Below are 24,684 nucleotides of genomic sequence, written 5' to 3' on the forward strand. Positions count from 1 at the left end.
ACGAGAGGAGCGCTCACATGCGCGCACTGACCTGGCAGGGCACCGAGAAGGTGTCCGTCGAGACCGTTCCCGACCCGACCATCCAGGAGCCGACCGACGCGATCGTGCGGATCACCTCCACGGCGATCTGCGGCTCCGACCTGCACCTGTACCGCGTCCTCGGCCCGTACATCGACAAGGGCGACGTCCTGGGCCACGAGCCGATGGGCATCGTCGAGGAGGTCGGCTCCGCCGTCACGAACCTGAAGGTCGGCGACCGCGTCGTCGTCCCCTTCAACATCTCCTGCGGCCACTGCTACATGTGTGAGCGCGGGCTCCAGTCGCAGTGCGAGACCACCCAGGTGACCGAGTACGGCAGCGGTGCGTCCCTGTTCGGCTACACGAAGATGTACGGCCAGGTCCCCGGCGGCCAGGCCGAGTACCTCCGCGTGCCGCACGCCGACTACGGCCCCATCAAGGTGCCGCACACCGGCGCGGACGAGCAGTGGCTGTTCATGAGCGACATCATCCCGACCGCCTGGCAGGCCGTGCAGTACGCGGACGTCCCCGAGGGCGGCACGCTCGCGGTGCTCGGTCTCGGTCCGGTCGGTCAGTTCGCCGCCCGCATCGGCAAGCACCTGGGCTACCGCGTGCTCGCCGTCGAGCCGGAGCAGGTGCGCCGTGACCTCGCCGCGAAGTACGGCATCGAGACGTTCGACCTGTCCAAGGACCTCGTCGCCGAGCTCGTGGACCTGACCGACGGCCGCGGCCCGGACGCCGTCGTCGACGGCGTCGGCATGGAGGCACACGGCAACCCCGCCGCCGGGTTCGCCCAGCGCGCCGCCGGCCTGCTGCCCGACAAGCTCGCACAGAAGGCCATCGAGACCGCGGGTGTCGACCGCCTCGACGCCGTGCACACCGCGATCGACCTGGTCCGCCGCGGCGGCACCGTCTCGCTCTCGGGTGTCTACGGCGGCATGGCCGACCCGATGCCGATGATGACGCTGTTCGACAAGCAGATCACCATCCGCGAAGGCCAGTGCAACGTCCGCCGCTGGGTCGACGACCTCATGCCGCTCGTCGAGGACTCCTCCGACCCGCTCGGCACGCTCGACCTGACGACGCACAAGGTCTCACTCGAGGACGCCCCGCACATGTACGAGGTCTTCCAGAAGAAGGAGGACGGCTGCATCAAGGTCGTCCTCGACCCGGCGCTGCCCGCGGGTTCCTCGGCCGCGGCATGACCAGGGTCGTCATCGTCGGCGCGACCGGGAACGTCGGGAGCGCACTGCTCCGACGGTTCCGGGACGCCGGCGCCGACCTGGTCGGGGTCGCCCGGCGACTGCCCGACCTGCGGGCCGAGCCCTACGACGCCGCGCTCTGGCACACGGTCGACGTCGGCGCGGTCGACGCCGTGGACCGGCTGGTCGCCGTCTTCCGCGGCGCGGACGCCGTGGTGCACCTCGCCTGGGCGCTGCAGCCGACGCACGACATCCCGGCGCAGCACCGCACCGACGTCACCGGGACCGCGAACGTGCTCGCCGCCGTCGCCGCGGCCGGCGTGCCGCAGGTCGTCGTCGCCTCGTCCGTCGGCGCGTACCGCGGTGTGGACGTGGCCGGCAAGCGCACCCCGGTGGACGAGAGCTGGCCCGCCGACGGCATCCCGACCGCCACGTACTCCGTCCACAAGGCCGAGAACGAGCGCGCGATGGACGTGTTCGAGCGCGAGCACCCGGACGTGGTCGTCACGCGGATGCGCCCGGGGCTCGTCTTCCAGCGGGACGCCGCGGCCGAGATCCGCGGGCTGTTCCTCGGCCACCTCGTGCCGATGCGCGCCGTCCGGTTGCTGCGGTTCGCCGTGCTGCCCCTGCCGTACCCCTTCGTGTTCCAGGCCGTGCACGCCGACGACCTCGCTGACGCCTTCTGGCGCGCGATCGACCGGACGGCCGGCGGCGCGTTCAACGTCGCCGCCGCGCCCGTGCTCACTCCGCCGCGGATGGCCCGGGTGCTCGGGATGCTCGGCGCGGTCCGCGTGCCCCTGCGGCTCGTGCGCGCGTTCGTGACGCTGAGCTGGCGGCTGCGCCTGCAGCCGACCGACGCGGGCTGGGTGGACATCGCGGCCGGCGTGCCGATCATGCGGACAGACCGTGCGCGTGAGGTGCTCGGCTGGGAGGCCCGGCACAGTGCCGAGGACGCCATGCGTGACCTGGTGGCCGGGTTCGCCGACGGGCACGGGGTGCCGGAGACGCCGCCGCTGCGCGGCTGAGGTCCGCTGAAGAGCGGACTGGTATGCCCCTCCGACGGGGGTGAGGATACGAGGCAGTTGCGGTGTGCAACTGCCTCGTTCCCCATCGACGAAGGAGTCGACATGCACAAGTCCGTCACCGCCGCGGTAGCGGCCACCGTGATCGCCGCGGGACTGTTCACCGCAGCCCCGGCGTCGGCGCTCCCCGCGTCGACGAAGGTCGTCGGGGGCGAGCGGGCGCCGGCGACCTCGTCGGTCGTGCAGCTCGAGGCGTCGGGCGGCGACATCCCCGCCGGGTACGTCAGCACGTGCACGGGCGAACAGATCACGGCGTCGTGGGTCCTGACCGCCCGACACTGCATCGACGGCATCGGCGCGATGAACGTGTACCACTCGAACTCGACGGTGAACCGCGGGACCCCCGTGGCCGTGGACCGGGTGACCGCCGCGCCCGCCGGCGACATCGCGCTGGTGCACCTCCGGACCGCGTACGCGCTGTCCTCGTACACGCCGCTCGACCTCACCGCGACCGCGAAGTCGAGCGGGACCGGCACGATCCAGGGCTACGGCCTGCGTGCGGACGCCGTGCAGTCCGACGGGCTGTACCAGGCGACCGTGTCCCTGACCGGGGCGAGCACCGACGCCTTCCGCGGTCGCGCGCAGCACGTCACAGGCGTCACGGGAGCGTCCAACCACGGAGACTCCGGTGGACCGCTCATCGTCAACGGCAAGGTGGTCGGCGTGTGCTCGACGGGTGACAGCGCCGACCCGGGGGGCGAACACGCGCGCCGGGTCGAACTACGCCCTGCTCGCGCAGGCGTCCTCGTGGATCCGGAGCACGGCCGGCGTCTGAACCGCACGGATTCCGACCCGCACGGACACACGGGCGTCACGGTCCCCACCGACCGTGGCGCCCGTCGTCGTGCGGGGAGCGTGCGGTCAGGACGGACCGGCGGTCAGCGGGATGCGTCGTCCGTCCCCGGTGTGGGTGCCGCGGTCGCCGCCTGCTCGTACAGGCCGGTCGCCAGGTCGTTGAGGACCGCGTGCAGGTCACCGCGGTGCCGGGTGTCGACGGCGCGGAGCATCGCGACGTAGCGACGGCGGTAGTCGCCGACGACCTCCTCGCCCGCAGGACGGAGGCGCAGCAGCGACCCACGACGGTCGTTCGGGTTCGGGGTCCGTTCGAGCAGACCGGCGGACGTCAGACGGTCGATCAGGTTCGTCACGGCGCCGGAGGTCAGGCCCAGGAACCCGGCGACCTCGGTCGGGGTGGAGTACCCGGTGTCACTGACGAGGACCAGCGCGCGCAGGCCGCTCTCGTGCACGCCGGCACGGGCGCTCAACTGCCCGACGAGGCTCGCGTTCGCGCGGACGACCGCGTCGAACGCGGCCATCAGGTCGGTCGCGCCGTCCTCGTCCTGTCCCGTCACCACCTGGTCCCGCCCCTCGCTCGTTGCGGAAGAGTACCGGGCCGACACGACCGTGCCGGACGCCGTCGCGCCTCCCGTCCTGCCCTGGCCCCCGCTCTGGGGGGCGAACTCGGGCTTCCATCTGGCTCAACCGGTCATTATCTTAATCATCAAGCAATCACTCCTCCGAAAGATTGCACCCCCCACACCGACTCACCGAACATCGAGGTACCCCGTGTCCAACCCGCTCCGCACCTCCCCCGCTGAAGCGCCTCCGCTTCGCCCCCCGTTGCGCTCCTCGCGGGCATCTTCGCCGCCGTGCTCCTGTCCCTCTCGCTCACCGGCACCCTCTCCGGGTTCGCCGCGAGCATCACGAACAGCAGCAACACCGCCGCCAGCGGCACGCTGATCATGCAGGAGCAGAACGCCAACGCGTCGGTCACCTGTCTCAGCACCGACGGCGGCTCGGTCTCCACCAACTCGGCGACCTGTTCGACCATCAACAAGTTCGGTGGCAGCACGACGATGACCCCGGGCAACACGGTCAACACCCCGATCACCATCAAGAACACGGGCACCGCCGCCGCGAACACCTTCACGCTGACCCCGGGCGCGACCTGCACGCAGACGGCGAACGGCACGTCGAACGGCACCGCGACCGACCTCTGCGCGAAGATGAACCTCGTCATCACCTCGGGCTCCACCACGGTCTTCTCCGGCACCCTCGCAAGCTTCAAGGGCGCCACCGCGATCTCGCTGCCCACCGCTCCCGCCGCCGGTGCGAGCGTCCCCTTCAACTTCGCCGTCACGCTCGACTCCTCGGCCGGCAACACCTACCAGGGCCTCGCCGCCTCGGTCCCGATGACCTGGACCTTCACGGCCTGATCCGCCCCGCCCAGACCGGCGACGCTCGACCGACCCCCCTACGGTCGAGCGTCGCCATCACCCGTGACCGACACCGACCAGGACGGAGCAGCACATGAGCCAGACCTCGGCCATCCCGCTCAGCGGGACACTGCCGCGGCCGCTCCTGCGCGGGCGGACGTTCAGCCGCTCCGAGTCCGTCCTGGCCTGGTCCGTCGCCGTCGTCGCCGCGGTCCTCCTGACCGCCGCGATGCTGTTCCTCACCAACGGCGGCCGCTGGTTCGTCGTCGAGACGCCGTCGATGGGTGAGACCGCCCCGGTCGGCACGCTCGTGCTCGACATGCCCGTGCAGGCCTCGTCGCTCCGCGTCGGCGACATCGTCTCGTACAGCGTCGCCGCGAACCCCGACGTCGTGTACACCCACCGGATCATCGAGATCGACCCCGACGGCGGCATCCGCGCCCGGGGCGACGTGAACGGCGCCGCCGACCCGTGGACCCTGACCCAGGACGACCTGGTCGGCGCCCCGGTCCTGCTCGTCCCGCACCTGGGCTGGCTCTTCAAGGCCGCCCCGGTCCTCCTGGTCGGGACGCTCCTCATCTGGGGCCTGACCAGCGCCTTCACCGACCGGGTCACCCGGAGCAGCCTGCGCATCGCCGGCGGCTCGCTCACGGTCTCGTACGCGGCCTTCCTGCTCAAGCCCTTCGTCAACGTCACGACGATCTCGAACAGCACGTCCCCCCGGCTCGGTCGAGGCGACCGTCGTCTCCTCCGGGATCTTCCCCGTCCGCGTCGACGCGGTCGGCGGCAACGCCGTGCACCTCGTCGACGGCGAGGTGGGGCGGGTCACCATCACCGAGCTCAACCGGCACGGTCACTACCAGCTCGTGTCGAGCATCGACCTCGACCCGGCGGGCTGGGCACTGCTCGTCGCGGCCTGCCTGGTCCCGCTCGTCCTCTGCCTGGTGGTCGGACGCGTGCAGACGGTGCGGCCCTCGTGAACCCCGGTCGTCTCCGCGACGGCAAGGTCGTCGCGCTCCTGCTGGTCGTCGCACTCGCCGTCGTCCTCCTCGTCAACCAGTTCGCCCCGACCCGTTCGGGCTTCAGCGCGAAGGTGACGAACGGGTCGAACTCCGCCGGCACCGCGGCGTCGAACACCTGCACCGGTGCGGTCGGCTTCGACGCCACCGCCAGCAATGCCCTCTTCGCGTACAAGCTGACCGAGCCGTCCGGCTCGACGACCGCGGCCGACTTCTCCGGCAAGGGCGCGAACGGCACCTACCAGGGCGGGATGACCGCGAGCACCCCGAGCCCGATCGCCTGCCCCCCGCGACCCCGGGACCGCGTGGCTCCTCGACGGAGCGTCCGACTTCCTCTCCACCCCCCGCGGCGCAGCGGAACCCCGTGACCTTCAGCGAGGAGGTCTGGTTCCGCACCTCGGTGGCCGGCGGCCTGCTCATCGGCTTCGGTGGCAGCCAGGTCACCGTCTCCGGCCAGCACGACCGGCAGGTCTACCTCAACACGAACGGGCAGCTCGTCTTCGGCGCCTACAACGGGGCCACGCAGGTGGTGACCTCGCCGAAGTCCTACAACGACGGCGCGTGGCACCACGTCGTCTCGACGATGTCCGCCACGACCGGCATGCGGTTGTACGTCGACGGCGCGCTCGTCGCCTCGAACGCGAACTACACGGCGCCGGAGAACTACACCGGGTACTGGCGGATCGGGTACGACACGATCTCCGGCTGGCCCGGAGCGCCGGCGAACCCGTACTTCACGGGTTCCATGCGGTTCGCTGCGGTCTACAACTCCGTGCTCACCGCGGCACAGGTGAGCAGCCACTACGCCGCCGGGCGCTGACGCTGACGCTGACGCTGACGCCGGGGTCGGCCGTGGACCGGCGTTCGACCGGGCTCGTCAGCGGGCGCAGGAGGTGCGGCCGAGTCCGAACAGCCGGATCGTGGTGATCCGCACGGTGGACGGCGACGTGGCCGTCCACGTGTCGGTGAGGTCGGTGCGCACGCTGATGGTCGACGTCTTCCAGACGAAGAAGTCCGACGCGCCGAGCGTGACGTCCCGCTCGCCCGCAGCGGTGTTGATCCCGCTCGCGGCCCCGTCGACCAGGACGGTGAAGTGTTCGGGTGCGACCCCGGAGTAGGTCCATCCCACGTCGACCGCGGCGTTGCCGACGTTCGTGCAGGTGAGCCCGGTCACCGGGGTGGCGACCGCGGTGGTGATCGAACTGGCCTCGGTGGTCGTGGTCGCTGCGAAGGCAGCGGCCGCTGCGGGTGCGGGCAGTGCGACCCCGACGACGGCACACACCGTCGCCGCGACCACGACGGCCCGGGCGCGGGCGCGGGGGGCGGCGCGGACGTGCGGCACGGTGACGGCCGTGGCGCGGGAGCCGGTCGGTCGGGGCGTCGGTGCGGGTGCGCACGGCGGGCACCACGGCGAAGCCGGCGAGCACGACGATCCCGGCGGCCAGTGCGACGAGGGGCACGGTCCGGTGCTCCGCGGCCCAGACGACCGGGAGCCCGACGAACGGGACACGCAGGTAGCCGACCCCGACGACCGAGGACCGCGCGACGGCGGTCGAGTCCGCCTCCGGGTTCGCGTCGCCCTTCGTGACGAGCTCGCCGTGGGCGTCCACGTCGTGGAGGCGGTGCAGGCGCAGCACGCCGGCGTGGTCGGGGTCCGGGAAGAGCAGCACCTGACCCGCGCGGAGGTCGTGGGCCGGGACCGGCTTGCTCACGACGACGTCACCGGGCAGCAGGGTGGGCTGCATGGAGCCCGTCATCACGGTGGTGGTGTGCCACCCGAGTGCGAGCGGAGCGATGCCCCAGAACGCGACGCCCACGAGTGCCGCGATGACGCCACGAGCGGCGAGCACGACCGTGAACCGGAGCCACGACGACGAGCGCATGCCGATCCTCCTGTCCGGTGGGCGTGCGGTGGTGGGCAGGGACTAGAGGTTCTGGGCTTCCCAGGTGAAGCCGAGGCTGGCGGTGGCGCCCATGAGGGTCGCGGGTGCGTCGGGGGGAGACGGTGTACGTGATCTGGAAGGTCCGCGTCTCGGGCTTCGTGCCCGCGGTCTTCCACGTCCCGAGGCCGGACGCGTAGTCCTTCCGGGTCGACACGAAGGACGCGAGCGAGCCGTCGTAGAGAGTGCCGTCGGTCCCGGTCGCCGCCGTGAACCCGTCGCAGGTGCCGTAGCCGCCGCCGGTGCCCTGCTTGACCTGCAGGGTCACGGACGAGGCCAGGGCCTTGGTCTGGGTGACGTCCTTCGCGTACATGCGGACGGCGCTCGGCAGGCTGCCGCTCGAGGTCACCGCGATGCAGTTCGTGCCGGTGGACCCGGGCTTCAGGTTCGACGCGGAGAACAGCGCGCCGTTCGAGGCGTCGTTCGTCAACGCGACCGTGCCCATCGACCAGTTGTCGGCACCGTCGGACGAGGTCGCCGAGAAGGCCGAGTAGCTCGCCGTGGAGACGGCGACGCCGGCGGCGAGCAGCGCGGCGGGGATCACGGCGAAGGTGCCGAAGCGAGCGAGGGTGCGGGTAGGGCGACGCATTTCCGGGTTCCATCCTGATCGTGTCACCTCGATTTTCGAGGCATCTACGACTGTACGCCTCGATTTTCGAGTTTGTCAATCTCCGTGATGAACGGATGTCGACTAGGGTCGCCTTGTGACCGCACCTCCTCGGCGCCCCTCGACCGCCGACTTCGACCGTCTCCTCGACGAGGCCGTGGCGACCCTCTACGGCGCACAGGTCGAGCACGCGCACCTCATGCAGCACCTCGCCGTCCGGCACGGCCTGAACCCGGTCGACCTCCGCGCGCTGCAGTTCCTCGGTGCGGTCGACGACGACCGCACGCCGAAGGAGCTCGGCGGGTACCTCGAGATGGGGACCGGGGCCGTGACCGCGCTCCTCGACCGGCTCACCCGGCAGGGACTCCTCGACCGCGTCCGGAACCCCGATGACCGGCGCAGCGTCCGCATCGAGCTCACGCTCGACGCGGTCGCGGTCCTCGGGTCCGTGCGGGCCGCGTACCGCCAGGTGCTCGAGAGTGCCGTTGCCCCCCGAGTCCTTCGAGCTGTTCATCGACTTCACCGGACGGATGGCCGACGCTCTGCGAGCAGCCGCCCGTTCGGACGACACCGACCTCTGAGGAAACGACGTCCGAGGACACGACGTCTGAGGATCCCGACGTCTCGATCCCGGTGCCCGACCCCGCGGTCGTCCGTCCGCGGCAGACTGGGGGGCATGGCACGGAAGACCGGCGTCGCGGCGCCCCGCATCACCCTGACCGAACCGGCGGACCTCGAGCCGTGGTCGCCCGGAGCCGGGGACGTGCTGACCGGTGACCGGATCGACGGCAAGCGCATCGACCTGCTCGACGTGGCGGGGGGAGCGGCTGCCCGACCTGGAGCTCGAGGAGTGCGTCGTCGGGACCCTCCGGGCCGACGGCGCCGACCTGCGCGGGCTCCGCATCCGGGACACCGTGGTCGAGGTGCTGGACGCCCCCCGTGCTCCGCGCTCAGAGCGGCGCGTGGCGCGAGGTCCGGATCGCCGGCGGGCGGATCGGGTCGGCCGAGCTGTACGACAGTTCTTTCAGCGCGGTGGAGTTCATCGGCATGAAGCTCGGGTTCGTGAACCTCCGCGCGTCGGTCCTCACCGACGTGGTGTTCCGCGACTGCGTCATCGACGAGGTCGACATCGCGGACGCCCGGCTGCAGCGCGTGGCCTTCCCGGGCAGCACGATCCGGGAGGTCGCCGGGGCGGACACCCGCATCGAGGACGTGGACCTCCGCGGCGCCGACCTCGACCGGGTGGAGCGGCTCGACGGGCTGCGGGGTGCGACGATCGGCGGCGAGCAGCTGTACACGCTCGCGCCGCTGCTCGCCGCACAGGCCGGGTACCGGGTCGAGTGACGGCCACCGAGGCGTCCGCCCCGGCACTGCTGCTGCCCACCGACCTGCTCGGGTGGTGGGACCTGCACCGGACGGTGCACGACCGCCTCGCCGGGGTGACGGGCACGGTGACCGGCTCCACCGAATTGACGGCCGAGGACGACGGGTCCGTGCGCTGGCACGAGGCGGGGACGATGGTCTTCGGCGCCACCGAGACGCCGGTGTGGCGCACCCTGTCCGTCCGACGCGGCACCGGTGACCGGTGGTACGTGCACTTCGCCGACGGCCGGCCGTTCCACGACTGGGCGTGGGGTGACCGCGTCGAGCACGCCTGTGCGCCGGACGACTACACGGGCCTCCTCACCGGGACGCCCGAGCGGTGGCGGGTCCGGTGGGAGGCCCGTGGTCCGGCCAAGGACCTGGTGCTCGACAGCGTGCTGACGCCGACGCGGTGACGCCGGTGCACCGCCGCAGCCGCAGCCACGCGGCCGGACCGATCAGCGCCGCAGTGCCGCCGCCACGTCTGCCTGCAGCAGGTCCCCGTGCACCGCGGCCCCGGTCTGCGTGCCCGCTGCCGCCGAGCCGATGACCGTCAGCATCGCGTTCGCCACGTTGCCGGCCGCGTAGACGCCTGGGACGTCGGTCTTCCCGAGCGCGTCGACGGCCAGGACCCGGCCGAACCGGGTCCCGTTGGCCTCCTGGTCCACGGGCGCCAGTCCGAGCCCCGCGGCCCAGTCGACCCGGGCCTCGACACGACTCGCGGCCGCCAGGGCGTCGAGTCCGACGACGGACCCGTCCGGCAGCTCCACGCCGCTGAGCCGGTCGCCGTCGGACAGCACTCGCGCGACGGGGGGAGTGGACGACCGTGATCCCCCGTGCGGCGAAACCGGCGAGGACGGTGTCGTCGACGGTGCCGGGATCGGCCACGAAGGCCGTCACGTCCTCGCTGAGGGCCCGGAACATCTGCACCTGGTGCGCTCCGGCCGGTGTCGTCACCAGGACGCCGATCCGTCGGTCGCGGACCTCCCACCCGTGGCAGAACGGGCAGTGCACGACCCCGCGGCCCCACTGCTCGGCCAGTCCGGGGACGTCCGGCAGCAGGTCGACGCCACCGCCGGCGATGACCACGCGGCGTGCTGCGACGACCTCGCCGCTGTCCAGGGTGAGCCGGAACCCGACCGGGTCGTCCTCGGTGACGGGCGCGGCGGACGCGGCCACGATCCTCCCGTCCGTGACGGTGACGCCGTAGCGGGCCACCTCCTCTCGGCCGACGCGGACGAGGTCGAGGGGTGCGGTGCCCTCCTGGCCCAGGTAGTTGTGGACGCCCTCGGCGGGGGCGTTGCGCGGCTCGCCCGCGTCGACGACGAGCACGGAGCGGCGCGAGCGCCCCAGGATGAGCGCTGCGGACAGGCCGGCGGCACCGCCGCCGACGACGATGACGTCATGGAGTTCGGACATGGGGGGGGATCCTCTGCCGAGCGGATCGTCGGTGGCAAGCTCCGTTGCCGGCATGGCAACATGGGGGGCATGGCACACGCACGGGAGGCCCGCCCCACGGAGCCGACGACGGCCGACGTCGTGGACGCGGTCGGCCCACGGCTCCGGGCGCTCCGTACGCGACGGGGCACCACCCTCGCCGCGCTCGCGGAGCGCACCGGCATCTCGGTGAGCACCCTGTCCCGGCTGGAGTCCGGCCAGCGGAAGCCGACGCTCGAACTGCTGCTGCCGCTCGCCCGCGCGTACCAGGTGCCGCTCGACGACCTCGTCGGGGCACCGGCGACCGGGGACCCCCCGGGTGCACCTCAAGCCCGAGCGGCACGGTCGCCGTGTCGTGATCCCCCCTGACGAAGCGGACCGGGGGGCGTGCGCTCGTTCAAGCAGCTCATCGAGCCGCACGACCACGGCTCGGACACGACGCTGAAGACCCACGAGGGCTACGAGTGGCTCTACGTGCTGTCCGGTCGGCTCCGACTGGCGCTCGGCGACGAGGTGTTCGACCTCGGCCCGGGCGAGGTCGTCGAGTTCGACACCCACACCCCGCACTGGGTCGGCAACGTGACCGACCAGGTCACCGAGGTGCTCTGCCTGTACGGGCCGCAGGGGGGGAGCGGGCGCACGTCCGGTCCAGCCCGCGGGCTGGCTGAGGGCACGGAAGCCGGACACGACGGCGGCGGCGAGCCGCAACGTCATCGCGTTGCGCCCCGCCGCCGACGTGCGCTCCGCGGTCAGCCGACGGCGGCCCGGTAGCGCTCGAGCACCTCGGGGTGCGGGTCCGCGGGGATCGCCGTGGTCGGGATCGACCAGCCGGGCAGTGACCCGGTGACGACCCACGCGGCCTGACGGGCAGCGCCGGCGGCGACGTACTCGCCCGGTTCCGGCACGAGGACCTCGCGGCCGAACACCTGCGCGGCGACGACCCGGACGGCCTCGTTCTGTGCGGCACCGCCGATGAGCAGGAGTCGCTCGACCGTCACACCCGTGCGCTCGACCGCGGCGAGGCCGTCGGCGAGGGCGCAGAGCATGCCCTCGACCGCCGCCCGGGCCAGGTGTGCCCGGTCCGTCGTCGCCGGCGTCATGCCGAGCAGCGACGCGGTGGCGTCCGGTCGGTTCGGCGTGCGCTCACCGACGAAGTACGGCACGAGGACGAGCCCGTCGGCACCGGCCGGCGCCTGCAGTGCCAACCGCCCGAGCTCGGCGTGGTCGACGCCGAGCAGGCCGCCGACCACCTCGAGCACGCGGGCCGCGTTGAGCGTCGTGACGATCGGCAGGCGGGCACCCGTGGCGTCCGCGAACCCGGCGACCGTGCCCGTCGGGTCCTCGATCGCGGTGTCGGTCACGCCGAACACCGTGCCGCTCGTCCCGAGGGACACCGCGACGTCGCCCGCCGCCAGGCCGAGGCCCAGCGCGGCGCCGGCGTTGTCCCCCGCGCCCGCCGTGACGACGAGCCCGCGGGAGGCCTGCGCACCGCCCGGCAGGTCGACGTCCTGCTCGAGCGTGCCCATCGCCTCGGACGGCGCGACCACGCGCGGCACGATCACCGCGTCGCCGTCGTCACCGGTCTCGGCCCCGCGCAGCGGACGGCCCAGGGTGAGCTCGAACAGTTCCGGGTCGTACTCGCGGCGGGCCGGGTCCCAGTAAGCCGTGCCGCTGGCGTCCGAACCGTCGGTCGCCAGGGCGTCCAGGTCGGGACCGAGCGGGCTCTCGTCCGCCGGGCCGTAGCCCCGGAGGCGCCAGGACAGCCAGTCGTGCGGGAGCGCGACGGCCGCGACGCGGGCCGCGTGCTCCGGCTCGGCGTCGCGGAGCCAGCGCAGCTTCGTGGCGGTGAACGAGGCCACCGGGACGAGACCCGTGCGGGCGACCCACGCCTCCCGGCCGAGTTCCTCGACCATCGCGGCGGCGGCGGCCGCGCTGCGGACGTCGTTCCAGAGCAGGGCCGGGCGGATCACGCGGCCGTCGGCGTCGAGCACGACCATGCCGTGCTGCTGCCCGCCGATGCCGATCGCGGCGACGTCGTCGAGGCCACCGGCGTCCGCGACGGCGGTGCCGAAGGCGTCCCACCAGGCGGTGGGGTCGACCTCGGTGCCGTCCGGGTGGGACGCGCGGCCGGAGCGGACGACCTCGCCGGTGGCGGCCCGCCGGACGACGACCTTGCAGGACTGCGTGGACGAGTCGACCCCGGCGACGAGGACGTCACCGGGGTCGGTCGCGCTGGAGGCGAGATCAGCCACGAGCGCCCATGAGGTGCTCGACGGCGAGCTGCTGCAGCTTGACGAAGCCGAAGCCCTTGCCGCCGAAGTACGCGTCGGCGTCGAAGTCCTCGTAGGCGGAGGTGTCGGCGAGGAAGTCGTCGTACGACTCTCCCGCGTTCAGCGTCGGCTGCGCGAGCTCGGTGACCTTCGACGCCTCGAGGGCTGCCTGCACCTCGGGGTCGGCGCGGAACGCCTGGGCACGCTCCTTGAGGAGCAGGTACATGCGCATGTTGGCCGCGGCCGAGTCCCAGACGCCGGTGAAGTCTTCGGTGCGGGACGGCTTGTAGTCGAAGTGACGCGGGCCGTCGTACGCGCGGCCGCCCTGCGGTGCACCGTGCTCGAGGAGGTCGACGAGCGAGAACGCGTTCTGCAGGTCGCCGTGACCGAAGACGAGGTCCTGGTCGTACTTGATGCCGCGCTGCCCGTTCAGGTCGATGTGGAAGAGCTTGCCCGAGTACAGCGCCTGCGCGATGCCGGCGGTGAAGTTCAGGCCCGCCATCTGCTCGTGGCCGACCTCGGGGTTCACGCCGAACAGCTCGGGGCGCTCGAGGGTGTCGATGAACGCGATCGCGTGGCCGAGCGTCGGGAGCAGGATGTCGCCGCGGGGCTCGTTCGGCTTCGGCTCGATGGCGAACTTGATGCCGTAGCCCTTGTCGGTGACGTACTGGGCGAGGAGGTTGACGGCCTCGCGGTAGCGCTCGAGCGCGGCCTGGACGTCCTTGGCGGCGTCGTACTCGGCGCCCTCGCGGCCACCCCACATGACGAACGTCTCGGCACCGAGCTCGGCGGCGAGGTCGACGTTGCGGAGCACCTTGCGGAGCGCGAACCGGCGGACGTCGCGGTCGTTCGAGGTGAAGCCGCCGTCCTTGAAGACCGGCGCGGAGAAGAGGTTCGTGGTCACCATCGGGACGACGAGGCCGGTCGACTCGAGCGCGCCCTTGAGGCGGTCGATCTGGGTCTGACGCTCGGCGTCGGTCGAGCCGAACGCGAAGAGGTCGTCGTCGTGGAAGGTGAGGCCGTAGGCGCCGAGCTCGTCGAGCTTCTCGACCGCCTCGACCACGTCGAGCTGGGGGCGCGTCGGGCCGCCGAAGGGGTCCGAGCCGTTGTAGCCGACGGTCCAGAGACCGAAGGAGAACTTGTCGTCGCGGGTGGGCTGCACTGCCATGGGGTCTGCCGATCGTCGTCGAGCGGATTTGTTGTCAGCGAGAACATATGCGCTGTACCGACTCGAGCGCAACCCCTCGACGGTCCGCAGGCGCGCCGACGCCCCGCCCTGCGCCTCCCGGCCGGGCGTCAGAGGTCGTAGACGCCGTCGAGTCCACCGCCGGCGACCGGCCCGCGCAGGGCCCAGCCACGGCGCAGCTCCGTCGTCGCCGTCCGGAACGCCGCCAGGACGTCGAGGCCCTGCCGGAGCATGCCCTGCAGCTGCAGTCCCTCGTACAGGGCGAGCAGCTGCACGGCGGCGCTCCCGGTGTCGACCGACGCCGCTTCCCGTCCGGTGGCGACGTCGCTGTCCAACAGCTGCCGGACCGTGCGGTGGAAGGCCTCGTACTGGTTCCGGTAGAACGGCGCCGCCGGGTTCAGCGGGTCCGCGCCCGCGGTCAAGCTGCTGACCAGCAGGCGCATCATGCGGGGGGTCGGCGAGGTTCGCCGCGATCAGGCGTTCCAGGAACGCGACGGCTCCGTCCCCCCGTGGCGTGCTCCAGCAGCGGCCGCAGGCGGACCTCGTGCCACCGCATCACGGCGACGGCGAGCAGGCTCTCCCACGTCGGGAACTCGCGCTGCACCAGTTCCGGGGCGATCCGGGCCTGGGCCGCGACGGCGTCACCGGTCAGGTGCAGGCTGTCGCCGGTGCGGATGAGTTCGATGGCGGCCTCGGCGATGCGGATGCGGAGGCGTGCCTGCTCGAGGCGCTCGTCCTCCGCGGTCCCCGTGCCGGTGGCGCTGTCGGCGGAGCGGGCATCGGTGGTCATCGCAGCCTCGGTTCGTCGTTCGGCCCCCCAGGGATGGACGGGGCTGTGCACCATCAGTCTGGCGAAGGTCCCCGCGGTGGTGCCTGCCCCAGTAGGCGGGGCAGCGACTGCGCGTGCTGCGATACTCCCTGCATGGGCGTCGACGCTGCGGGCGGGTCCGGCTCGCGGCCGACCCTCGGGACGATCGCCCGCCGGGCCTCGGTCTCGCTCGCCACCGTGTCGAAGGTCCTGAACGGCCGCCCCGGTGTCTCCGGTCCGACCCGGGAGCGCGTCGAACACCTGCTCGCCGCCTCCGGCTACGCCCAGCGGGACCGTCCGCCCGAGCCCGGGTCCCTCGTCGAGCTCGTCGTCGAGGACCTGGCCAGCGAGTGGTCGATCGAGATCGTCCGCGGTGTCGCGCAGGTCGCCCGGGAGCACGGCTACGCGCTGTCCCTCTCCGCGCTCGGCCCCGACCACGCCGTCGGCGAGGATTGGATCACCGGCGTGCTGCACCGCCGCCCGGTGGCGGTCGTCCTGCAGTTCTCCGCCCTCACCGCGGGCCGACGCGACCAGCTCCGCGCGCGGGGCATCCCGTTCACGGTCGTCGACCCCGTCGGCGACCCGCCCGCCGACGTCCCCGTGGTCGGCGCGACGAACACCGCCGGGGGGAGCGGCCGCGACGCAGCACCTGCTCGACCTCGGGCACCGCAGGATCGCCGCGATCGCCGGGCCCCTCGACATGCGCTGCGCCGCGGACCGGTTGGCCGGTCACCGCGCGGCGCTCGCCGCGGCCGGACGGGAGGCCCGGACCACCTCCGCCGGGACGGCTGCGGTCGACGACGGGGCGGCCGGGCACGTCGTCGTCGCCGACTTCAGCCGCGCGGACGGCGAGCGCGCAGCCCGTGTGCTCCTCGCGACGGCGCCCCGACCGACCGCGATCGTGACGGGCAACGACCTGCAGGCCCTCGGCGTGCTCGACGCCGCTCGGGCGTCCGGCCTGCGGGTGCCCGAGGACCTGTCGGTCGTCGGGTTCGACGACGTGGCACCGGCACGGTGGGCACGTCCGGCGTTGACGACGATCCGGCAGCCACTGCAGGAGATGGCCCAGCGGGCGACACGGATGGCGCTCCGCCAGCACGCGGGGGGGCGCGACCGAGCCGGTGGGGGGACCTCGACGACGGGCCGGTCCGGGTCGAACTCGCGACGGCGCTCGTGGTGCGCGACTCCACGGCCGCACCCGGTCCCGGGACCCGGGACGCGCCTCCCGTCCGACGCTGACGGCCGGCGCGGGCCGCGCAGGTGGGGTGACCGGTCGACGCGGCACCGCGGGAGCCGCGTCCGGTGCTCACAGGTCCGGCAGCCGGCGGCCCTGAGCGGTGTCGTTCCAGGTCGTCCGACCGCGTGCGTCCGTCCACGCGTGCAGTCCGCCGTGGCCCTGCGGGAGCCCACAGCGCCACCGGTCGAACACGCTCGGGCAGCGGTCCTCGGTCGGGATCGGGTCGGCCATCGATGTCCTCCAGTCGTCCGGGTCCGTCGCCCGGCTCTCTCCTCATGACGTGTTCGGAGGGCGTTCCGTCACGGATGGCGTCCGACCCGGTCCGGAGGTCCGTCGAGAGCGACCGCCCTGCTCGGTAGGGTCGGGCGCATGAGCATGGACCACGTCGACGTCGACTGGGAGCACGCCCGCGACACGAACCGCGCGAACTGGGACGACCGGGTGCCGATCCACGAGGGCGCCTACGCGCGCGACGCCTTCGCCGACCCGGCCCACCGGTCGGTCGTCGTCCGCGAGGACCTGCCGGCGCTCACGCCCTGGCTCCCCGGCCGGTCCCTCGACGGCCTGGACGTCTGCCACCTGCAGTGCCACATCGGCACCGACACCGTCTCGCTCGCGCGGGAGGGAGCGCGCGTGACCGGCGTCGACTTCTCGCACCCGGCGCTCGTGTCGGCGGCGGTGCTGGCCGAGCGGTCCGGGGTCGACGTCACGTGGGTCGAGTCCGACGTCCTCGACGCCCGCGCCGCGGTGACCGGTGACTTCGACGTCGTCTACACGAGCATCGGCACGATCTGCTGGCTGGCCGACCTGGACCGGTGGGCCGCCCAGGTGGCTGCACTCCTGCGACCCGGCGGGGTGTTCTTCATCCGCGACGGCCACCCGGCGCTGTACGCCCTGGACGAGGACGCCGACGAGCTCGTCACCCGCCACCGGTACTTCCCGGACGGGACCGCCCAGCAGTGGGAGGACGCGACCACCTACGCCGGCGACGGGACCGTGTCGCAGCCCCGCACGTACGAGTGGCCGCACCCGCTGTCCGAGATCGTGAACGCCCTGCTCGGCGCAGGACTCCGGCTCCGTCGACTCGACGAGGGCCGGACCCTGCCGTGGCGTTTCAGCTCCCGCATGGAGGAGACCGGCGACGGATCGTGGACGTGGCCGGAGCAGGACCGCGACCGCATCCCGACCACCTACACGATCGTCGCCACCCGCGACTGACCCGGCGACGGGGAGCGGTGCAGGCCGCGGTGCCTCACCCGCGGAGCGCCGTGACCGGCGTGCCCCGCACGGCCCGGGCGGCCGGCCCGAGTGCGGCGGCCAGGCCCGTGCCGGTCGCGCCGGCGAGCACGACGACGAGGAGCCACGCGGGCACCGTCGGCCCGACGAGCACCGCACCGTTCGTCGCCCCGAGCAGCGTGTAGGCGCCGGCCCACCCGTACGCCGTGCCCAGGGCGACCCCGAGCACGACGGCGATGGCGATCGTCATGGCGGTCTCGACGAGGACGAGCGACCGGATCTGTCGCGCCGTCGCACCGACCACCCGGAGGAGCCCGAGTTCCCGGCTGCGCTGCGCGATCGTCAGTGCCGTCACGGCGACCACCCCGGCGGCCGCGATGATCCCCGCGGCACCGACGAGTCCCGCGAACATGACCGCGAGCTGGTCGAACTGGGTCTGGATGTCGCGGTAGTAGACCGGATCACCGGCTGCCTGGCGCTGCAGCATGGTGGCGTAGGTGGCGAACCCGACCGAGAAGGTCGACATGAGCGTCACCGCGATGACGAGGCCGACCGTCGCTCGGGCCGTGCGTCTCGGGGCTCGGAGCGAGTTCCGGGCGGCCATCGACGCGATGACGCTGTGCGCGGTCGCCGACACGGCGAGGCGGAGGACGGCCGGCAGGAGCACCGGGGACGCGATGACGACCCCGGTGAACGACAGGGCCCCGCTCGTCACCGCGAGCAGGAGCGCACCGACGGTCGTGGCACCGAGCACGAACGCCACACCGATGCCCGCGGCACCGGCCAGGAAGAACACGACCGCCACGACACTCCGGGTCCTGGTGGGTGCCTCGCCGGGCAGGGGTTCGACGGCGGCGTCGAGCGCCCGCAGCGGTGGGATCGTGAGGACGTCGCGGGAGCCGATGCGGAACGCGATCGTCGTGATGGCCGCGACGAGCGCGGCGATCGGTCCAGACGCCGGCGGCAGGAACCACCCGAGCGGCGGGAGCACCGACGTGGCCGCCGCGAGGGCGAGCACGCCGTTGGCGACGACCGTGCCCGCGACGACCCCGACGAGGGCGCCGAGGACGCCGCAGGTGAGGCCGACGCCCGTGACCTGCCGCCGGAGCTTGACGCCGGTGGCGCCGAGGACACGCTGCAGGGCCAGGGAGCGGGTCTGACCGGCGATCACCGTCGCGCAGGTGTTCGACGCGACGACGGCGCTGACGTACAGCGCGATCGCGATGAACACCCATGCCACGACCGGCAGGATCGCCGCGACCGTCGCGCTCTCGCCGGTGCGCCGTCCGAGTTCGACGATCCGTTGCGCCGCCTCGGAACCGGTCACCACGAGGGCTCCGAGTCCGGCGGACAGGGCGGCGACCGCCACCGTCGAGCGGCTCTCGACGCGGACGCGCATCCAGCTGGGGGGGCCGACGACGAGCCGGTCGGCCGCGATGACGGGACATGGTCAGGACGCGCCGTCGCCCGTGTTCGGCGTCCAGGCGACCCAGCGGTGCCCCTTCGCCGCCAGGGACCAGTCCCCGCACCGGACGACGGTGTCCGCGGCGTACACGTCCGGGGCCTCGGGGACGGTCATGACCGGAGCCGACTTCCTCGGCACGGTGTCGCAGCCGTCCGCGGCCACACCGGCCGGACTGGTGAACACGATCGTCTTCGGCGCCTCCGACGCGTCCTCCGCGCCCGTCCCGGTGACCGAGGTGATGTCCGTCGCGTCCGACGGCATCCACTCCGGGGCGTTCGTCAGGTCCGCGCGGGTCTCCGCATGACCGGTGACCTCGTCGTGGAGCGTGTCGCTCAGAGCGGAACACCCGGTCAGGGAGACCACGCAGAGGGCGAGCGCGGCGATCGTGAGGGGCTTGGTGGGGGGTTCGGGACACGGTGTGCCTTCGTCGTTGCACCGATCCAACCGGTCGGGGGAGGGCCGCCGGGATCGGCGCAGCGGAGGACCGGCGTGCTCCTCCGGGATGACATCCGCGCGACCACGTGCCGCGTGACCCGCCCACGAAAGTTTTCCGATCCTCCCGTCCGGCTTGTCCCGCGCACCCGCCGGTCCCTAGCGTCGACGGCGGACGCACGATGCGAGGGAGCATGCGATGACGGACGACCGGTTGCGGGTCGCGATGATCGGCCACGGCTTCATGGGGGGCCGCGCACTCGCAGGCGTGGCGGGTCGCGCCGCGGTTCTTCCCGCTCGACCGCGAGCCCGAGATGACGGTCGTCGTCGGGCGCGACCCGGAACGCACCGAGGCCGCCCGTGCCCGCTTCGGCTGGCAGCGCGCGGAGACGGACTGGCGGCGCGTGGTCGAGGACCCGGACATCGACGTCGTCGACGTCTGCTCGCCCGGGTCGTCGCACGTCGAGGTCGCGATCGCGGCCCTCGAGGCCGGCAAGCACGTCCTGTGCGAGAAGCCCCTCGCCAACACCGTCGCCGAGGCGGAGGCCATGGTCGCCGCCGCGGAGTCCGCCGCGGGACGCGGGGTGCGCTCGATGGTCGGCTTCAGCTACCGCCGGGTCCCCGCGCTCGCGTTCGCCCGCCGGCTCGTGCGGGCCGGCCGGATCGGCGAGGTCCGTCAGGCGCGGGCGCTGTACCTGCAGGACTGGCTCACCGACGCGGACGGGCCGATGACGTGGCGGTTGGACGCCGCGCTCGCCGGGTCCGGCTCGCTCGGGGACATCGGCGCGCACGCCGTGGACCTGGTCGAACACATCACCGGTGCGACCCTCGGCGCGGTGAGTGGGACGCTCGAGACCTTCGTGCACGAGCGACCGCTGCTCGCGGACGGCGTCGGACTGTCCGGCACCGCCTCCGAGGAGCGCGGACAGGTCACCGTCGACGACGCCGCCTGGTTCCTCGGCCGACTGACGGGAGGCGCGGCGCGGCCGGGCGGGACCGTCGCCTCGTTCGAGGCCACCCGGTACGCGACGGGGCGGAAGAACGGCCTGACGATCGAGATCAGCGGGTCCACGGGCGCGATCGTGTTCGACCTCGAGGCGATGAACGAGCTCCGCGTGTACGACGCGACCGCCCCCGCCGGGGAGCAGGGCTTCCGGCGGGTGCTCGTCACCGAGCCCGAGCACCCGTACATGGCGAACTGGTGGCCGACCGGACACACGATCGGGTACGAGCACACCTTCGTGCACGAGGTCGTCGACTTCGTGACCGCGATCACCACCGGGCAGCAGCCCGAGCCGTCCTTCGCCGTCGGGCTGCACGTGCAGGACGTCCTCGATGCCGTGCAGCGGAGCGCCGCCGACGGCAGTGCGTGGACCCCCGTCACGGCCCGATGACCCGCCCCCCACCCGATGACCGACCCTTCCCCCCGATCCGCAAGGAGCACCTCCCGTGCAACGCCAGGCACTCGTCGTCCGCGGCGGCTGGGACGGGCACATGCCCGTCGAGACCACCGAGCTCTTCATCCCGTTCCTCCGCGACAACGGCTTCGACGTCCGCGTCGAGGAGGGCACCGCGGTGTACGCCGACCAGGCGGTCATGGACGCCACCGACCTGGTCGTGCAGGTGAACACGATGTCGACGATCGCCGACGAGGAGTTCGCCGGTCTGCAGCGGGCGGTCCTCGCCGGCACCGGGATGGCGGGGTGGCACGGCGGCATCGCGGACTCGTACCGGGCCAACGCCGACTACCTCCACATGATCGGCGGCCAGTTCGCCCACCACGCGGGCAAGCACCCGTCCGAGCGGGTGGGTGAGCAGTCGGACAACTACATCCCGTACACGGTGCACATGACCGACCTCGGTCGCGAGCACCCGATCACGCAGGGCATCGACGACTTCTACCTGGTCAGCGAGCAGTACTGGGTGCTCAGCGACGAGTACGACGACGTCCTCGCGACCACCACCCAGGAGGCGCGGAGCTGGGACGCCTGGAACCGTCCGGTGACCTCGCCGGCCATCTGGACACGGCAGTGGGGGGAAGGGGCGGGTCTTCGTCTCGGCACCCGGGCACCGCATCGAGATCGTCGAGTCGCAGCCGGTCCGCACGATCATCGAGCGCGGTCTGCTGTGGGCCGCCCGATGAGCGCCGCCCCCCTGCGCGTCGGCATGGTCGGCGTCGGCACCATCAGCAAGCAGTACCTCGAGCAGTTCCCGTCGCTGCCCGACCTCCGGCTCACCGCGGTCGCCGACCTCGACAGCGAACGAGCGGCTGCTGTCGCTGCCCAGCAGGGCGTGCAGGCGCTCGGGGTCGACGAGCTGCTCGCGTCCGATGACGTCGACGTCGTCCTCAACCTGACGATCCCCGCCGCGCACGCCGATGTAGCGCTCCGGGCGCTCGCCGCGGGCAAGCACGTCTACGGGGAGAAGCCCCTGGCGCTGAGCACCGCCGAGGCCGCTCCCGTCCTGGCCGCTGCCGAGGTCGCGGGTCTCCGGGTCGGCAGCGCGCCGGACACCGTCCTCGGCACCGGCGTCCAGACCGCCCGTGCGGCGCTCGACGAGGGGCACATCGGCACACCGGTCGGGGCGGCGGTGTCGTGGAGCGCACCCGGCCACGAGCTCTGGCACCCCGCACCCGGCTTCTACTACCAGCCGGGCGGCGGCCCGCTGCTCGACATGGGCCCGTACTACCTGACGAGCCTCGTCACGTTCTTCGGCTCCGTGGTGCGCGTCAGCGGCAGCACGACCCGGTCGACCCGGCAGCGCACGGTCGCCACCGGCCCGGACGCCGGCCGGGTCCTGCCGGTCGACGTCGACACCCACGTCGTCGCGGTCCTGGAGCACGAGGGCGGGGTCGTCTCCACGATGACGGTGTCGTTCGAGGTCTGGGCGACCGAGGCGCCGCTGTTCGAGGTGCACGGCACCGCCGGTTCGCTGTCGGTCGCCGACCCGAACCGGTTCTCGGACCCGACCAGGATCGCCACGGCCGAGGACCGGACGTTCCGGGAGCTGCCGGAACTCGCGGGCCACCGGGACGCCGGTCGCGGTGTGGGCCTGGCGGACATGGCGCGGGCGATCGCGTCGGGGGGAGGAGCACCGGGCCTCCGGTGCGCTGGCGTTCCACGTGCTCGACGTCATGGAGTCCATCGCGACCGCGGGGCGGACGCACGCCGTCGTCGACGTCGCGAGCCGTGCCTCCCGGCCGGCACCGGTCCCACTCAGGTAGCGCGGCGGACGGACGGCGATCAGGTCGGGTTCGCCGCCTGAGGTTCCGCCGCGATGTCCTCCTGCACCGCGAACTGGGTCCGGTGCAGCTCCTCGTACCGCCCACGCGCCGCCAGCAGTTCCTCGTGCGTCCCGCGCTCCACGACGGAGCCGTCCTCGACGACGAGGATCATGTCGGCGCTGCGGATGGTGGAGAGGCGGTGGGCGATGACCATCGCCGTCCGGCCGTCGAGCGCCTCGCTGAGCGCAGCCTGCACCGCGGCCTCGGACGTGGAGTCCAGCGCGGCCGTCGCCTCGTCGAGGATCACGACGCGCGGTCGGGCGAGCAGGAGCCTGGCGATGGTCATCCGCTGGCGCTCACCCCCCGGACAGCCGGTACCCACGCTCGCCCACCATCGTGTCCAGCTGGTCCGGCAGGGACCGGATGAGCGGCTCGAGCCGCGCTCGGCGGACGGCGTCCCACACCTCGTCGTCGGACGCCTCCGGCCGCGCCAGGCGCAGGTTGGCGCCGATGGTCTCGTGGAAGAGGTGGCCGTCCTGGGTCACCATGCCCAGGGTGTGCCGCATCGAGGCGAACGTGACGTCGCGGACGTCGGTCCCGCCCAGCCGGACGGCGCCGCTGTCGACATCGTACAGGCGCGCGAGGAGCTGCGCGATCGTGGACTTGCCGGCACCGGAGGTCCCGACGAGGGCGACGGTCTGTCCGGGCTCGATCCGGAAGGACACGCCGTGCAGCACCTCCTCGCCGCCACGGGTGTCCAGCGTGGAGACCTCCTCGAGGGAGGCGAGGGACACCTTGTCGGCGGACGGGTAGGCGAAGTGGACGTCGTCGAACTCCACGGCCACGGGACCGTCGGGGACGGCGACCGCGTCGGGCTGCTCGCGGATGAGCGGTTCGAGGTCGAGGACCTCGAAGACCCGCTCGAAGCTCACCACCGCGCTCATGATCTCGACCCGAGCGTTCGCGAGGCTGGTCAGCGGCACGTACAGACGGGTGAGGAGGAGCGCCAGGGTGACCACCGCGCCGGTGTCGAGCTGGCCGGCGAGCGCCAGGAAGCCGCCGAGCCCGTACACGAGGGCGAGGGCGAGGGCGGACACGAGCGTCAGCGCGGTGACGAAGACGAACTGCAGCATCGCGGTCCGGACCCCGATGTCGCGGACACGGGCGGCGCGCACGCGGAACTCCTCGGACTCCTCGTCGGGGCGGCCGAACAGCTTGACGAGCGTGGCCCCGGGTGCCGAGAACCGCTCGGTCATCTGCGTGCTCATCGCGGAGTTGTGGTCGGCGGCCTCCCGGCGCAACGCGGCCAGGCGGCTGCCCATGCGGCGCGCGGGGATCAGGAAGACCGGGAGCATGACCACCGCGAGCACCGTCACGAGCCAGGACGTGCTGAGCATGACGGACAGGGTGAGGACCAGTGCCACGAGGTTCGTGACCACGCCGGAGAGCGTGCCGCTGAAGGCCTGCTGCGCGCCGATCACGTCGTTGTTCAGGCGACTCACGAGGGCGCCGGTGCGGGTGCGCGTGAAGAACGCGATCGGCATCTTCTGCACGTGGTCGAAGACGGCAGTCCTCAGGTCCAGGATCACGCCTTCGCCGATCCGCGCCGAGTACCAGCGCGTCACGAGTGACACGACGGCGTCGCCCACCGCCACGAGCGCGATGACGACGGCGAGCCAGACGATCGTGGCGACCGCGCCCCGGGCGACGATGACGTCGACCACCCGGCCGGCGAGCACCGGCGTCGCCACGGCGAGCACGGCTCCCACGACGGAGAGGGCGATGAAGACGACGAGCTTGGCCCGGTAGGGCACGGCGAACGTCAGGATCCGCCGCACCGACTCACGCGAGAAGCCGTGTTCGCCGTTCTTGGCGGTCGAGATCTTGTACAGCGAGCTCCAGGCCGCGCTCTCCATGCTCATCGCAGTTCCTTCCGTGGCGGCA

22 protein-coding genes and 9 pseudogenes are annotated in these 24,684 nt (G+C 72.8%); 17 read left to right on the forward strand and 14 right to left on the reverse strand.

Translation table 11 applies throughout. The features are described from left to right. Nucleotides 1–17: 17 nt before the first annotated feature. The 3 genes from DEJ15_RS03380 to DEJ15_RS03390 all read left to right on the forward strand — a co-directional run bounded on the left by DEJ15_RS03380 (nt 18) and on the right by DEJ15_RS03390 (nt 3,319). A complete protein-coding gene (locus DEJ15_RS03380; protein WP_110825582.1) occupies nt 18–1,223 on the forward strand; it encodes a zinc-dependent alcohol dehydrogenase in 1,206 nt (401 codons plus the stop codon). Further along, nucleotides 1,220–2,245 carry an NAD-dependent epimerase/dehydratase family protein gene (locus tag DEJ15_RS03385; RefSeq protein ID WP_110825581.1) on the forward strand — a complete coding sequence of 342 codons (1,026 nt, stop codon included), beginning with the start codon at nt 1,220–1,222 and terminating at the stop codon, nt 2,243–2,245. The genes DEJ15_RS03380 and DEJ15_RS03385 overlap by 4 nt, the downstream gene beginning before the upstream one ends. Before the next feature lie 102 nt (nt 2,246–2,347). Then, nucleotides 2,348–3,319, forward strand: a complete 972-nt coding sequence (locus tag DEJ15_RS03390; RefSeq protein ID WP_284175605.1) for a S1 family peptidase — start codon at nt 2,348–2,350, stop codon at nt 3,317–3,319. Between the two features lie 68 nt (nt 3,320–3,387). Here the strand turns inward: DEJ15_RS03390 and DEJ15_RS03395 are convergent. Further along, nucleotides 3,388–3,618 (reverse strand): annotated as a pseudogene (locus DEJ15_RS03395) (MarR family winged helix-turn-helix transcriptional regulator); the annotation flags it as partial. Between the two features lie 333 nt (nt 3,619–3,951). Between DEJ15_RS03395 and DEJ15_RS03400 the strand changes: the two are divergent. The 3 genes from DEJ15_RS03400 to DEJ15_RS03410 all read left to right on the forward strand — a co-directional run bounded on the left by DEJ15_RS03400 (nt 3,952) and on the right by DEJ15_RS03410 (nt 6,357). Then, a complete protein-coding gene (locus tag DEJ15_RS03400) occupies nt 3,952–4,518 on the forward strand; it encodes a COG1361 family protein (protein ID WP_284175606.1) in 567 nt (188 codons plus the stop codon). Between the two features lie 94 nt (nt 4,519–4,612). Then, the gene (locus tag DEJ15_RS03405; protein ID WP_284175607.1) at nt 4,613–5,905 is read left to right on the forward strand and encodes a S24/S26 family peptidase; all 1,293 of its coding nucleotides are present in this window, start codon (nt 4,613–4,615) and stop codon (nt 5,903–5,905) included. Beyond that, nucleotides 5,902–6,357 (forward strand): LamG domain-containing protein, encoded by a 456-nt coding sequence (locus tag DEJ15_RS03410; RefSeq protein ID WP_284175608.1) that lies wholly within the window; start codon nt 5,902–5,904, stop codon nt 6,355–6,357. Before DEJ15_RS03405 ends, DEJ15_RS03410 begins: the two co-directional genes overlap by 4 nt. 57 nt (nt 6,358–6,414) lie before the next feature. Here DEJ15_RS03410 and DEJ15_RS03415 read toward each other — a convergent pair whose 3' ends face one another. The 3 genes and pseudogenes from DEJ15_RS03415 to DEJ15_RS03420 all read right to left on the reverse strand — a co-directional run bounded on the left by DEJ15_RS03415 (nt 6,415) and on the right by DEJ15_RS03420 (nt 8,066). Continuing rightward, nucleotides 6,415–6,879, reverse strand: a complete 465-nt coding sequence (locus DEJ15_RS03415) for a hypothetical protein (RefSeq protein ID WP_284175609.1) — start codon at nt 6,877–6,879, stop codon at nt 6,415–6,417. 139 nt (nt 6,880–7,018) lie between these two features. Beyond that, nucleotides 7,019–7,354: pseudogene (locus tag DEJ15_RS17590) on the reverse strand (signal peptidase I); the annotation flags it as partial. Further along, complete coding sequence (locus DEJ15_RS03420) at nt 7,257–8,066, reverse strand: hypothetical protein (protein ID WP_284175610.1); 810 nt, start codon at nt 8,064–8,066, stop codon at nt 7,257–7,259. The pseudogene DEJ15_RS17590 and the gene DEJ15_RS03420, both read right to left, overlap by 98 nt. Nucleotides 8,067–8,181: 115 nt before the next feature. On the opposite strand from DEJ15_RS03420, the gene DEJ15_RS03425 reads away from it, so the two are divergent. The 3 genes from DEJ15_RS03425 to DEJ15_RS03435 are packed head-to-tail and all read left to right on the forward strand — an operon-like array spanning nt 8,182 to nt 9,862. Further along, the gene (locus DEJ15_RS03425) at nt 8,182–9,135 is read left to right on the forward strand and encodes a MarR family winged helix-turn-helix transcriptional regulator (RefSeq protein WP_284175611.1); all 954 of its coding nucleotides are present in this window, start codon (nt 8,182–8,184) and stop codon (nt 9,133–9,135) included. Continuing rightward, nucleotides 9,117–9,428 carry a pentapeptide repeat-containing protein gene (locus DEJ15_RS03430; protein ID WP_284175612.1) on the forward strand — a complete coding sequence of 104 codons (312 nt, stop codon included), beginning with the start codon at nt 9,117–9,119 and terminating at the stop codon, nt 9,426–9,428. The genes DEJ15_RS03425 and DEJ15_RS03430 overlap by 19 nt, the downstream gene beginning before the upstream one ends. Beyond that, the gene (locus DEJ15_RS03435; RefSeq protein ID WP_110825573.1) at nt 9,425–9,862 is read left to right on the forward strand and encodes a DUF6314 family protein; all 438 of its coding nucleotides are present in this window, start codon (nt 9,425–9,427) and stop codon (nt 9,860–9,862) included. The genes DEJ15_RS03430 and DEJ15_RS03435 overlap by 4 nt, the downstream gene beginning before the upstream one ends. A gap of 42 nt (nt 9,863–9,904) precedes the next feature. Here the strand turns inward: DEJ15_RS03435 and DEJ15_RS03440 are convergent, their stop codons facing one another. Together DEJ15_RS03440 and DEJ15_RS03445 are read right to left on the reverse strand one after the other, a co-directional pair. After that, nucleotides 9,905–10,246, reverse strand: coding sequence for a hypothetical protein (locus tag DEJ15_RS03440; RefSeq protein WP_284176333.1), 342 nt, complete (start codon nt 10,244–10,246; stop codon nt 9,905–9,907). A 232-nt stretch (nt 10,247–10,478) separates the two neighbouring features. Beyond that, nucleotides 10,479–10,919 (reverse strand): annotated as a pseudogene (locus DEJ15_RS03445) (FAD-dependent oxidoreductase); the annotation flags it as partial. Nucleotides 10,920–10,934: 15 nt separating this feature from the next. On the opposite strand from DEJ15_RS03445, the gene DEJ15_RS17595 reads away from it, so the two are divergent. Both DEJ15_RS17595 and DEJ15_RS17600 read left to right on the forward strand, forming a co-directional pair. Next, complete coding sequence (locus DEJ15_RS17595) at nt 10,935–11,252, forward strand: helix-turn-helix domain-containing protein (RefSeq protein WP_349814796.1); 318 nt, start codon at nt 10,935–10,937, stop codon at nt 11,250–11,252. 18 nt (nt 11,253–11,270) lie between these two features. Then, a complete protein-coding gene (locus DEJ15_RS17600) occupies nt 11,271–11,654 on the forward strand; it encodes a cupin domain-containing protein (RefSeq protein ID WP_349814797.1) in 384 nt (127 codons plus the stop codon). On the opposite strand, the gene xylB is transcribed toward DEJ15_RS17600, so the two are convergent. The 4 genes from xylB to DEJ15_RS03470 all read right to left on the reverse strand — a co-directional run bounded on the left by xylB (nt 11,633) and on the right by DEJ15_RS03470 (nt 15,129). Continuing rightward, entirely contained in the window at nt 11,633–13,135 is a 1,503-nt protein-coding gene (gene xylB, locus DEJ15_RS03455) for a xylulokinase (protein ID WP_110825570.1), read from the reverse strand. The genes DEJ15_RS17600 and xylB overlap by 22 nt on opposite strands. Beyond that, nucleotides 13,128–14,321, reverse strand: a complete 1,194-nt coding sequence (gene xylA, locus DEJ15_RS03460) for a xylose isomerase (RefSeq protein WP_110825569.1) — start codon at nt 14,319–14,321, stop codon at nt 13,128–13,130. The genes xylB and xylA overlap by 8 nt, the downstream gene beginning before the upstream one ends. Before the next feature lie 128 nt (nt 14,322–14,449). Then, complete coding sequence (locus DEJ15_RS03465; RefSeq protein ID WP_284175613.1) at nt 14,450–14,785, reverse strand: TetR family transcriptional regulator C-terminal domain-containing protein; 336 nt, start codon at nt 14,783–14,785, stop codon at nt 14,450–14,452. Beyond that, nucleotides 14,782–15,129 (reverse strand): hypothetical protein, encoded by a 348-nt coding sequence (locus tag DEJ15_RS03470; protein WP_284175614.1) that lies wholly within the window; start codon nt 15,127–15,129, stop codon nt 14,782–14,784. Before DEJ15_RS03470 ends, DEJ15_RS03465 begins: the two co-directional genes overlap by 4 nt. A 132-nt stretch (nt 15,130–15,261) precedes the next feature. Between DEJ15_RS03470 and DEJ15_RS03475 the strand changes: the two are divergent. Continuing rightward, nucleotides 15,262–15,417: pseudogene (locus DEJ15_RS03475) on the forward strand (LacI family DNA-binding transcriptional regulator); the annotation flags it as partial. Between the two features lie 103 nt (nt 15,418–15,520). Beyond that, nucleotides 15,521–16,198, forward strand: a pseudogene (locus tag DEJ15_RS03480) (substrate-binding domain-containing protein); the annotation flags it as partial. 255 nt (nt 16,199–16,453) lie between these two features. On the opposite strand, the gene DEJ15_RS03485 reads toward DEJ15_RS03480, so the two are convergent. Next, nucleotides 16,454–16,615 carry a hypothetical protein gene (locus DEJ15_RS03485; RefSeq protein WP_181419509.1) on the reverse strand — a complete coding sequence of 54 codons (162 nt, stop codon included), beginning with the start codon at nt 16,613–16,615 and terminating at the stop codon, nt 16,454–16,456. Nucleotides 16,616–16,753: 138 nt separating this feature from the next. On the opposite strand from DEJ15_RS03485, the gene DEJ15_RS03490 reads away from it, so the two are divergent. Further along, entirely contained in the window at nt 16,754–17,602 is an 849-nt protein-coding gene (locus tag DEJ15_RS03490) for a class I SAM-dependent methyltransferase (protein WP_110825566.1), read from the forward strand. Nucleotides 17,603–17,636: 34 nt separating this feature from the next. Here the strand turns inward: DEJ15_RS03490 and DEJ15_RS03495 are convergent, their stop codons facing one another. Continuing rightward, nucleotides 17,637–19,019, reverse strand: a complete 1,383-nt coding sequence (locus DEJ15_RS03495) for an FtsX-like permease family protein (protein ID WP_181420209.1) — start codon at nt 19,017–19,019, stop codon at nt 17,637–17,639. Nucleotides 19,020–19,070: 51 nt separating this feature from the next. After that, nucleotides 19,071–19,448: a hypothetical protein gene (locus DEJ15_RS03500; RefSeq protein WP_284175615.1), complete on the reverse strand. Its 378-nt coding sequence runs from the start codon at nt 19,446–19,448 to the stop codon at nt 19,071–19,073. Between the two features lie 268 nt (nt 19,449–19,716). On the opposite strand from DEJ15_RS03500, the pseudogene DEJ15_RS03505 reads away from it, so the two are divergent. From DEJ15_RS03505 to DEJ15_RS03515, 3 pseudogenes are all read left to right on the forward strand, one after another. Beyond that, nucleotides 19,717–20,911, forward strand: a pseudogene (locus tag DEJ15_RS03505) (Gfo/Idh/MocA family protein). A 100-nt stretch (nt 20,912–21,011) separates the two neighbouring features. Beyond that, nucleotides 21,012–21,660 (forward strand): annotated as a pseudogene (locus DEJ15_RS03510) (ThuA domain-containing protein). After that, nucleotides 21,657–22,740 (forward strand): annotated as a pseudogene (locus DEJ15_RS03515) (Gfo/Idh/MocA family protein). The pseudogenes DEJ15_RS03510 and DEJ15_RS03515 overlap by 4 nt, the downstream one beginning before the upstream one ends. 19 nt (nt 22,741–22,759) lie before the next feature. Here the strand turns inward: DEJ15_RS03515 and DEJ15_RS03520 are convergent. Continuing rightward, nucleotides 22,760–24,662, reverse strand: a pseudogene (locus DEJ15_RS03520) (ABC transporter ATP-binding protein). Nucleotides 24,663–24,684: the final 22 nt, after the last annotated feature.

Origin of the sequence: Curtobacterium sp. MCJR17_043 (assembly GCF_003224315.2) — a bacterium.
Classification (GTDB): domain Bacteria; phylum Actinomycetota; class Actinomycetes; order Actinomycetales; family Microbacteriaceae; genus Curtobacterium.